Origin of the sequence: Mycoplasma sp. CSL7503-lung, from assembly GCF_025515455.1 — a bacterium.
Classification (GTDB): Bacteria; Bacillota_I; Bacilli_A; order Mycoplasmatales; family Metamycoplasmataceae; genus Mycoplasmopsis.
The window spans coordinates 1-12,215 of the sequence record NZ_JAOPHP010000025.1; the positions used below are offsets into that span (position 1 = coordinate 1).

The window sequence follows — 12,215 nt, forward strand, 5'->3', positions numbered from 1 at the left end:
GCTGTTTTAAAATCGGTTTGATCAATAATTTTGCAATATTTAACTTTTTGTTCAAATGTAAAATGTTTGGACATAAAAATAACACTCCTTTATTTTGGAGTGTCAAATTTTTTTCACCTAACTTACCCTACAAAAAATTGTGAGTTTTTTCTTCCGTCTCTCATACCTTGGAATTTTCTCAATTCAAAATAATTTTTTAATTCATCTATTAAATTATCTAATTGTTCGATTGTAGTAGCATCGTTTAGTTTTTTGATAAATTCTACTTTTTTATCTCTAGAATTTATCGTTGTTCCATCAAAGATAGTTTTAGCGATATTTCACTTTGTGTTATATTGTTTAATATCTTCCAGTAAGGTATTTAATTTTTCTAAGCTATCAGATTGACTTAATTGAGTTTTAAAAGTCTCTTTTTTAGAATTATTTTGAACTTTATTTATTTCAATGTAAATTTCATTTATTTTGTCATCATATTTACTAATCTCAGTTGATAATGAGTTTAGTGCACCTAGATTTTTCACTGCATTAAATTGAGTATTAAAATTAGACTTAATTGTTGAATGCACTTTTGAACTATTTATTTTGTTTGTAATTTCTGCTCGTTTATCGCTATATAATCTGTTTATTTCAACAACATATTGATCTAAAACTTCTTCGGATGGTCCATTTGGATTGATATTTTCGTTAGTAAATACATTACCAATCTTACCACTATAATCATTTAAATGTGATCGATCACCTTCTAACAAAGGTAATGATTTACGAGCATCAAGTATTTTAGAATTCCAGATATCTAACCCAACCTTTAAACTATTGTTAATAGTTGTTTCGTTTATATTCTCAGAAATTTCTTTTGGAGCATTAAATGTATAACTTTCTGGTAATCCTTTGTCTGATTTAGTAGTTGTTTTTAATTTTCCTAGTATAACATTCGCTTTATCAGCGACAGTTTTTAATATATTAAGTGACGACTCGATAACTTCATCATAATCTCTTTCGCTATTAGTGTCAGAAACTTTATTTGATAATCGACTTTTATCATTTATCTTATTCAGGATTCTTTCTGCTGTAGTTCTTTTTTCATTTAAATGTGCTTCTGCAAGACTAATAACTTGATTCATTTGATCTATTGTAGAATTATCATCATTCATAGTATTATCTCATTCTCTTTTTTGTTTATCGTCGTTTAATCTATTTTTTAAAGGAATCCAATTAATTCTAATTTTTTCATTTCTAATTTTCTTTCTGACTTCTTCAAGTTTTTCAATTGTTGTTGCTTCATTTAATTCTGCTTCTAAATTAGATTTATTTGGATTTTTTTGATCTAGACCATTTAAATCCGCTTGTATTTCTGCTAACTTAGCTTTAAATCTTTCGACTTTTACTTTTAACGCTTTCGCATTATTTAGATTGTTTATACTATTTCATTCTTTTTCTAATTCTATTCTATTAGTTTGTTGTCCGACATTATCGATTAATTCTTTAGTTGAGTTTAATGATTTTGATAATTTTGTTACATCAGATAAAATATTGTTAAATACTATTTCGTCGTTATTTGTTAAATTATTAACTCTATCTAAAAATACTTTATTTTGCCCATCTTGAGTTAATTTAGCATTAATATCATTAATTGCTTGATCTTGTTTTAATCTAAAATCAATTTTTGAAATAATATTGTTTAATGTTGAATATAAACTATTATTACCAAGTATTTCTTTATTAGTGTTCATAAAGGCTTCGTTAACTAATTGATTAAATTTAGTTTTATCTTCTTGTCTAGCTAATTGATTTTGTTTATTTCTTAAATTTTGTAATGTTGTTTTAATTTTATCTAAATTACTACTAATTGTATTAATTTTAGCTATATTATTTGCTTTTGAACTATTTATTTGAGAAGCAAAGAATGTTTTAGCTTGTGCTTCATTGGCAAATGAATTATTATTTTTAGTTGTTAATTCATTTGATTTTGTAACAGTATTAATAGCAGTTTGCTTCAATGTGAGTAAGTTATTACCATTGTTTATTCATTTATTTTTTTCTGAATTTAATTCAGACCTTGCATTTTTAGGCATTTTATTTATTTCATTTTGAACTTCTACTCTTATATTTTGCATTCTAGTAATAGCATTTTGTTTAATTGTATCTAATTGTGCTTGAGTTGTAGCATTTTCAATCTCAATATTCTTTGCAGATTGTTCTGAATTTGGTAATTTATTAACCTCAGCTTGTGCCGCTTCTCTTGCTAATATTATATTATTTTTTTGTTCTTCTAGTTTTTGGTTTACATCTCTTTCAAGAGCAACTAAATTTTCGTTTTCATTTTCGACTCTCTGGTTATAATCTCTTCTTAAATCATCATTATGTAATTGGTTTATTTTTTCTTTAATTGATTTAATTTTAGCTTCACGATCTGCTTTTTGTTCTAACTTAATTATTTTAGTTAAATTATCTGTATTTCGAGAATCTAATTTAGTTAACAATTCGTTTCTTTTTCCGTCATCTAGAGTGAGTGAATTTATATATTGTCTTGCTGAAGACTTTCTCTCTATTAATTTTCGTGAAACCTTACTAATAATTATGTTATCTTGCTCTTCGGTTCAATCAGATATCTCATTTAATTCATTTTTTATTTGATTATATGATTGGTTCTCTGAATTCATTTTTTCTTGAGAAACAATAGTATTATCAGTTAAATGAATTTTTTCAATTTCGTCTTTTGTTGCTTTTGATAATCTAGCTTTTTCGGTTTCTAATTTTTTAATAGATTCTTCCATTTCAGGAATTGAATTATTTGAATTTCCTTCTACTTCTTGTCTTACTGCATTATTAGATAAGAATTTTGATTTTAGCTTTGTTAGTTCTTTTAACTTATCATTTACTTTTGTTTCAATTTGTTTTCTAATTTTATTCACTTCTTCCATATTTGGAGCTTCGTTAATTTTGGTTTTAAATGAATTTGCATCATCTTGTGCAAGTTTTGTTTCAGCAAAAGTTATAGCTTTTGTTTTAGCATTATTAAGAGCGTCTTCTTTATGAATCTCTCCCATGGCTTGATTATAAATTTCGTTTATTTTATCAACACTATTTTGTTTAGCTAAAGCATTTGATAATTCCTCTTTTTTAGTAGCATTATCAATTTGATTTATTTTTACTTTTGTATATTCTTTTGCTTTTGCAATAATTTGATTATCATGATAATTTTTTAAATCTTTTATAGTATTTAAGTTATCTACTGATAAGTCTTCATTTCCTTCTATAAGTTTATCAATTTCACCCTTAATTTCTGACTTTTTAGTATTAAATACATCATCACTTGTTGCAATTAAAGTATTTAATTCATCTTCTGTTTGAGCGGATTTTAAATCAGTTTTTGCTTTGATTCAACTATTATCTCCTTCTAATTTAGCAACAGAATTTTTTGCCTCTGTCTTTTTAGCGTTCAACATAGTAATTGCTTCATCTTTTTTAGAATTTATATCAGCAACACTTGTTGAAGATTCGATAAAAGCTAATAATTCACCTTTTTTATCATTATTTGAAGATAATTTATTAATTTCAGTTTTAGCAGCTTCTCTAGCGATAGTTACAGAAACCAAGTTTTCTAATTCTTTTAATTTTTCGCTTGTATTAGCTTGCTCTATTTGATTTCTTAAAGATTCTTTATCTTGATCATTTGCAACTTGTTCTAATTTAGTTTTCGCTCATGTTCTAAGTTTTTCGATTTTTTCATTAACTTTGCTAACTACTTCTTCATACGCTTCTTGAGTATTAGTTGATTTAGCAGTTTCTAACTTATCTTGAAATTCAGAATAATTATTTTGACCTTCGATATTTGTGCTCAATCTTTGAACATCTTCTTGTTCTTGTGCATTATTTTTAAATTCTTCTAACTCTGTGATCGCTTCATTTTTGAAATTAGCAATTTCTGTTTCACTAATAGCGTTTGATAATTTAGTATTTAATCCGTTTCTTGGTTCTTTATTTTCAGTTAATTTAGCAATTTCTGCATTTGCCGAAGCTAATTGAGTGTCCATATGATTTTTTAATTTTTTTAATTCGACATCAACTTGATCTTTTGTTTGAGCATTATTTACTTCTGAAAGTAATGTATTTTTTAACTCAGTGCTTGAATTTAATTTTTCATTAATTTGTTTTCTTGCTTCTTCTTTAGATGTTTCTAGCTCAATATATTCTTTTCTAGATTGTTGTTTAGCTCTTTCTAAAATTGCATTTAAAGCAGAAATTTTTTGTTCTTTCTCTTCGTCACTATTAGGTCTTGTAGCTAAAATATTATTTAAATCTGTTTCCATTGTACCTTTATCAAGTACTTTTTTAATTTCATCAGAAACATATTTACCAAGTTTGTTAACTTCTGAAGTATTTTCTAATTTATGAAGTTCTCTATAATTTGTTGCATTATTAGCTTCTGTTAATAATAATTCTTTATCTTTGTATTCAGAAATAGTAACACTATTATTTTCAAAATGAGCTGGTTCATTAATTTTATTTTGAGTTTGTTTTTTTAATCTATCAAACTCATCGTTTAAATCTGTTTTTAATTGTTTTAAAGTAGTTTCATTTGCATCCGGTGTATTTCTATTTTTGAATAAATTGTAATTTTCAGAATCTTCAATTTTTTTCACCAATTCTGTAATTTCACCTTGTAAATCACTAATAATTTTTTTAGCTTGGTCTTCTACCGTTTTAACATCTTCTAAAGTTTTTGCAGCATTAATAGCATTTTCTTTTTCTGTTTTATCTTCTAATTTATCAACAAATTCTAATGCTTTTTCTTTAGCTTGTCTTAATTTTTCGTCTTGAACTCTTTTATCGTTATTAATTTGAGATTCGATTTCATTTAATCTATCTAATGTTGTAGCAGAATTTATCTCATTGTTATAGTTTTTCTTACCTCATAAACCTTCAGCTAATTTTTTAAGATCTTCTTTTTTAGCTTTTATTAATGCATCATTTTTTATTTCATTTAATTTAGCAATATTTTCAGCAGAATCTTTTTGAGAAATTAAGTCATTTTTATTTGTTTGATCATCAACTAAATTAATAGCATCTTCTGTTTCTTTTTTAACTTTCGCAAATTCAGCAATAGCTTGTTTTTGAATGCTAAGAATTTCCTCTTCTGTATCAATATCATTAGAATCGATTTTTTCTTTTAATGAATTATATAAATTAGATCCATCAATTTTTTCGACAGCAGTTGCAGCAATTTGTTTCATTCCGCTAATTTTTGCATTTAATTTAGAAAGAACTTCGTTCGCTTTAGCTTTTGTTGTAGCTGAATCAATTAATTCAAGCAATTTGGCTTTAGAATCCTCTTGAGTATCATTAGGGTTATCGTTAAGCGAAGTCTCAATTTTATTTTTAACTTCTTGTTTTAAAGCACTTAATTCACGGTTTTCGTTGTTTTTAAATGCACTAGCTTGATCATATATATCTTTCAACACCTCTAATTCATTTCTTCATTTTGTTGGTGTTTCAGAAGAAACATCTTTATTGGTAGCATTGTGAATTTTTTCTAAAAACTCTTGTTTTTTATCGTTATCTTCAATTGTATTAACTAAATTTGTAATAAAATCTTTGGATTTTTTATTAGCATCTTTTAAAGCTTGATCTAATGTATTTATAGTTTTTGCGGAATCTAACTTATTTAAAATTTCGTTATTAGTACCATCGAAAGAAAGATTTGATGTTACATATTCTTTATATAAATTTCTAACTTGATTTATATAAGTATCCATTTTTTTAACGATATCATTTATTTCTTTTTCGTTTGATGCAAAATCTAATTCTCTAGCAAAATCATTATATTTCTCTAAATGTGTAGGTGATTGAGTATCACGTCCTCTTGGTTGAATTTTATCTGAAGAAGCGTTTTTAGCTTGATTTCTTATTCTTAATAATTCAGCTTCTGCATTTGTTTTAACTGTTTTAACTTTTTCTAAATCTGTTTGATTATTATCGTATGAATCTAATAATCCTTGTAATTCGATACGTTTTGAATTATCTTGAAGCAATTTATTAAGAGCTTCTTGAGCTTGTTCCTTAGCGATTACAAACTCACCTTCTTGTTGTTTTCTTGCTTCATCAACTTTAGATTTTAAAGTTTGTAATTTAGACTTATTAGATCTATCATTTGTTAAATCATTTAATTCATTTTGAAGTTCTATTCTTTTTTCGTTTTCAGTTAATTTATTAATTCCTTTTTGAATCTCTTCTCTTAACTTTTGATTATTGATTTGATCTTTAATTTCATCTAATTTTCTAATATTTTTAGCATTATCTATTGCAGTTTCAAACTCTTTTTTAACCTGTTCATCTGTTAAAGATTCAAGAAAAGATTTTGTACTATTTTGTTTATTTGAAAATAACTCTTTTGCATTATTTAAAACACTGTTAATTTCAGATTCAGATGTTGCATCAGATAATTCTTTTTCTTTTATAGTTTTTTCATTACTTCCAGCTAATTTTTCAATAAAAGTAGTAACTTCACTTTTTTTGTTAGAAATAAAATCGTTAATTTGAGATTTGATTTCTGCTAATTTTTCATTAGTTCTAACAGCTTCAATCGCTTCATTAAATTCATTAAACTTTTCTGTTGTGACATTTATTTTTTTATTTAAGGATTTTAAAATTTCTATTTCTTTTAATAATTCATTATTATAAGCTTGCTTGTCATTAATTTGTTTTTCTAAACCATTTTCACTATTTATTAATTGTTCAATTTCAGTAGCTTCGTTAATTCTATTTTTAAAATCTTCTATTTGATCTTCGAAAACAATTTTTGTTTTTAACGATTCAATCAATTCTTCTTTTTTATGTTGTAGTTCTATTTCTTTTTCTAATTTATTTAAATCAATAACTTTTTTAGCTTCATCCAATTTTTGAGTTAAATTAGATTTAACTTCTTCATTTGTTAGTGTTTCAAGGTTTGATTCAACTAAAGTTTTTTTAGAATCAAATATACTTTTCATTTCATGAATATATTGATCTAATGTTGATTCGTTTACTTGCTCTTTATTTAATGAAGATAAAATATCTTCATATTTTTTATGATTTACATCATCACCTTCAAGTGAAGTTAATCAATTTCATCATGTAACACCTGAGAAACATTTATAGTTGCATTTAGTTTCTCTAAAACTTTTTGTTTTTTAATTTCAAATAATTTTATTGCTTCGTTTTTTATTTCGTCAATTTGTTCTTGTGTTGTAGCATTATCAATATTAGATAACATATTATTGTTTGATAGTAATCTATTAGCTTCAACTCTAGCGGCATCCTTAAGTTGTTCAATTCTTTGATCTAAATTAGAGAGAGCTTGATCAACTTGAACAAGATTTTTAGCACCTTGAACTTCTAATAAAATATCATTTCTTTCACTACTATCTAAAAGCTTGTCGTTTATTTCTTTTATTGCTTCATCTATTTTATTTTTTAATTCATTTTGTTCAACAGCAATTGTTGTATCAATATTTTTAATTAATTTTCTAGATTCATCTAACGTTAAATCTTCTCTTGCTATTTGATCATTAAATAACTTAATATTTTCGTCTTTGTATAATTCTTTTATTTTTTCGTTAACAATATCTTTGTTAGCTTTTATTTCATCTTTTTCTTTTTGAATTTGAGCATCAATTTTACGATTTATTTCTGTTAGTTGTTCGTGATTTGTAGCATCTTCAATTTCTTTTGCTAATTTTTCTTTTTCGGATTCTTCTTGAACTTGTTCCAATTTTTTAGTTAAATTTTTTCTTACATTTTCAATATCATTTGTTCTTCTTATATCGGTTAAAAGAGAATCTAATTCAGAAATATTTTTAGCATTCTTAAGGCGTTGTTTAAACTCCTCTTTAGAAGGATGAGTTTCATCTAAAATATCAAGCTGATCGATAATCTTGCTTTTCTTATCTCCGAAAGCCTCACCAGCTTTTCTGATTATATCTTTAAGTAAAACTTCATTTTTTGCTCCACCTAAATCATCATTTAATTCAGAATGTATTGTATCATCACCTTTTGTTGTTTCAATAGCTTCGATTGCTTGAGTTCTTAAATCACCTAAAAATTCGTCTACTTTTTGAATAATTTTAGCAACTTCAGATTTAGTTCTTGATTTTTCAACTTCTTCAAATAATTCACCTTTTAATGGGTTACTATCTGCAATATCAACTATCTTATCTAAAGCGGCATCTTTAGCTTCTTTTAACTCTTGAGCTTCTCTTTTTAAATCTTCATCAACTTTTGTTTCAATTTCTTTTAATTGTTCAATATCTAACGCTTTTGAAATTTGGTCTGAATAATCTTTTTTATCTTCAAGTTCTAATACTTTTTCATCAATAGTTTTTCTTTTCTTCTCAAACTCAAGTTGTTTGTCAACTTTTTCTTGCAATTTCTCAGCTTGTGTGATATCTTCAACATCAATTAATTCACCATTAAATTCATTAGCTTTTGACTTGTTTTGAATTTTTAAGATATCAGATTTAATTTGTTCTTTCTTAAGTCTTAAGGCCTCTGCGGCGTTTTTTTCAGCCTTAATCAATTCATTAACTTTATCTCTAATTAATCTAAGTTTTTGTTCAATTTCATCTTGATTGATATTAGGTTGATTATTAGAATCATTCATTGCAGAATCTAATTCTGCTTTAAAATTATTTTTCTTTTCTAAATCATTTATATTTTCATCAACAAAGTAAACTAATTCATCATGTGTAAGTTTATTTGCCTCTTCAGCATCATGATATGAATTAGCTTCAGTTTTAATTAATATTAATTCATCAGAAGTAGTTGCTTCTTCTCATCTTTTTGTTAATTGTTCTTTTTTGACTGTGTGTTTTACTTTATTTATTGCAATTTTGGCTTCTTCTTTATCTAGTTGGAATTGATACAATCTATCTATTTCAGCTTTGGCTTTTAATGCTTCGTCTAATGATTTTGCATTTTGTAATTTTTCTTTTAATTCTTTCGCCTTTTCTTTATCGTTTAGTTTTTCACTTGTATCAGAACCTTTTGATTTTGCTTCAACATAATTTTTAATAGCACTTGCTTTTTCAATAATTTTAGAATATTCTCCAGCGTTACCGTTCTTATTTAAAGAAATTAATTCATTCTTTAAACTTTTCTTATTAACTGTTTCGCCTTCAATTACTAATGTTATATTTTCGTCTAATGACTCAACTTGTCTTGTAGCTTCATCAATTAAACAATCCATATATTCTTTTACATTTGAAGCCACTTTTTGAATGTCAAATTGTGTTTTTGCTTCCGATAAATTTAATTCATAATCATTTTTTAGACGTGTTAGATCTTTTAATAACATTTTTAGTTTTTTCGGTTTCATCACTCAAAATATTTGTAGCTTCATTATAAATTTCATCCATTTTACCTAATTCGTTTGTAGATGAAAGTTGTCCTAAAAGTTCATCTTTTTTAGGATTATTTAATAATTTAACCACCTCTTCCACTTCTTTTTTTCTCATTTGTAGAGAAATTAAGTCATCAACTTCTTTTTCAATATTAGTTAGTTCATCTAAATTAGTTGAATTTAAAATATCATTTGTGTATTTGTGTTTAATTCCATCAGAAAGATCAGAATCATTAACTTTTTTAGATAATTGATTTTTCTTGTAATTTATTAAACCTTCAATACCAGAGTTAGATTTAAGATAATTTTCAACTTCTTTTTCCAATGAAATTAAATCATTCATCGATTTTGTATTGTTTATTTCGTCCAACTTATCAATAAAATTATTTTTATCATGTTCATCATCGATTACATCAATTAAATTTCTAACTTGCTCTCTTTTACGATCAAATTCAGATAAATTTTCACTTCTTAAAATTTCATCAATTTTATCTTCTATAGAACCTAAATAGTCTAATGTTGAATTATCTAAATCTACAAACACTTCTGATTGTTTAAAAAGATTTTTAATTTTTTTAGCTTTATTAACTACAGAAACATATTTATCTAATTCATCTTTTAATTCTTTTAGTTTAGATAAATTATCTTGACTATCCTTTAATTTTTCATTAAATTTGTTTCTTAATATTTCTGGTAATGAAGAAATAATTGTTGATATAGAAACTTTATTTTCATTAATTTCTTTTTCTTGATTCTTTAAAATTTCTTTTAATCTACTAAGTTGTGTTTTTGAATTATCAGTACTTGTATCATTTTTTAAATCACTAATTAATCCATTTTTAACATTAATATCTTGTACTTCATTTATTAATTTATCAAACTCAATAATATAATCAAGACTATCATTGTAATCCATCATTTCATTCTCATTTGAAAAACTAGTGCGATTTAATTCTAAATTTTTTAAAACATTTTCTTTTGCCTTAATAGAATTTTTTAAACTATTAATAATTATTTCAATAATTTGATCAAGTTGTTTGAATTGATTATTTGTTTTTAAATTTGGATCTATTAACTTAAATTTATTTACTATATTTTCTTTTGACAACTTCAATTTATCTAAGATGTTTTTAACTTGTTCATATCTCGTTTTATAATCTTGCTTTTGATTATATCAAGACCACACAACGGTTACTGCCATTGATATAGAAACAATGGCCGCAAGCCCAGAGCTTGTGAACATTGTTCATTTTTTATTATTTTTAATCATTTTTACCTTACCTTATTTTATAACCTTAATTATTTAATTTTTAACAAATATAAACTTACTTTGTAATTTTAAAAATAGTATATCAAAAAAAAAAAAAAGAACTTCAAAAGTGAAATTCACCTTTTTTCGTAATTTAACATAGGTAGTTTTCTTTTATGCCTACATAATATATATATTAGTAATTTTTGATTCTATTTTTCACTTTATAATCAAAAAATAAAAATATGTTTTTAATTTCTGTAAAATAGATTACAGTAATGCGTAAAAGTAAAAAATATTTAAATTTTTAATTTTAAACGTTGAAAACCAAAAATTTAAATATTAATTTTTTAGTGTTAGTTAAAAATCATTTTATTATTTTTAAAAATATATAAATAAATTTTTTATTCAAAAACTTGATACTTTTAATTAAAAAAATGTGGATTTGATATCATAAAAAACTTTTTTCACTAAAATTAAGGCTTTTTTAAAAAAATATGTATAATAATTAAATATAAAAAGACCAAAAATATTAGGAGTAAAAATGACAAAAAAAGAATTCATTATCGAAGTTGCCGATAGATTAGAAATGAAATCAAAAGACGTAGAACAATTTTTAGATGCATGTGTTTTTGTGCTTAAAGAACAATTAATTGCTGAAGATACAGTTAAACTTGCTCAATTAGGTATTTTCTCAACAGTTGTAAAACCACAACGTACAATAACAAATAGATTTACAAAAGAATTACAAGTTGTTCCTCAAAAACGTGTAATTAAATACAAACCATCAAAATATCTACGTGATTTAATTGATTTAAAAGCTTAATATATTTAATATCCCAGGAAATTCAAGAGTTAATTCTCTTGAATTATTTTTTATATCTTGATAATTAATTGACTTAATATTTGAATTATTATAAATAGAGTCAAGATAATTGATATCTACAAAATAAAATTCGTTATGATGTGAAAAAAATAAAATTAAGAAAGAAATACCTCCGTTTAAATGTATTGATTTCAAATATTCAAATTGATGTTTTTTAATGTTATCTAAAGAAAAGCGATCTATATTAACACTTTTAGCTTCAAAACAAATAAATTTTCCGTTATAACAACCAATATAATCTACCGTGCTTTTTCTTGTAACTTTCGCATCTAATAATCTACTTTTCTTATAATCTTTTTCTACTCCTTTAAAAACTATACTAAGGGATTTCTTTTCAATAAATGCTATATTATTTTGTCATAATCAGGAAATCGTCTTATTTATAACACTTTCCAAAAACATTCCTCTATTCTTATTATTTAACATAACTATAATATGCTAAATTTTAAAAATAAAACAAAAAAAGAAAAAATAATCAGTTTTTAATGTATAGAGGCGACCCATAAAAATCAGTTAAATTAAAAATTTGAAAAATACATATGACTAAATTTAGTAAAAAATAACGCTCCAGTAATAATATAAGTTAGGTGAATAAAATTTGACACAAAACTCATATTAATTTTTTATTGATATGAGTTTTTTTCATTTTAATTTATTAAATTATATATTATATTAACACCGAAAATAATATAACTCAAATTATA

4 protein-coding genes are annotated in these 12,215 nt (G+C 24.3%); 1 reads left to right on the top strand and 3 read right to left on the bottom strand.

Going from position 1 to position 12,215, the window contains the following annotated elements; all coding sequences use genetic code 4:
- Positions 1-122: 122 nt before the first annotated feature.
- A complete protein-coding gene (locus tag N9R85_RS03380; protein WP_262858588.1) occupies positions 123-6,989 on the bottom strand; it encodes a hypothetical protein in 6,867 nt (2,288 codons plus the stop codon).
- Positions 6,990-7,096: 107 nt separating this feature from the next.
- Positions 7,097-9,331, bottom strand: coding sequence for a hypothetical protein (locus N9R85_RS03385; RefSeq protein WP_262858589.1), 2,235 nt, complete (start codon positions 9,329-9,331; stop codon positions 7,097-7,099).
- Positions 9,332-11,169: 1,838 nt separating this feature from the next.
- On the opposite strand from N9R85_RS03385, the gene N9R85_RS03390 reads away from it, so the two are divergent.
- Entirely contained in the window at positions 11,170-11,451 is a 282-nt protein-coding gene (locus N9R85_RS03390) for an HU family DNA-binding protein (RefSeq protein ID WP_205852075.1), read from the top strand.
- On the opposite strand, the gene recU is transcribed toward N9R85_RS03390, so the two are convergent.
- Entirely contained in the window at positions 11,440-11,937 is a 498-nt protein-coding gene (gene recU, locus N9R85_RS03395) for a Holliday junction resolvase RecU (protein WP_262858590.1), read from the bottom strand. The two genes, N9R85_RS03390 and recU, sit on opposite strands and share 12 nt — an antisense overlap.
- Positions 11,938-12,215: the final 278 nt, after the last annotated feature.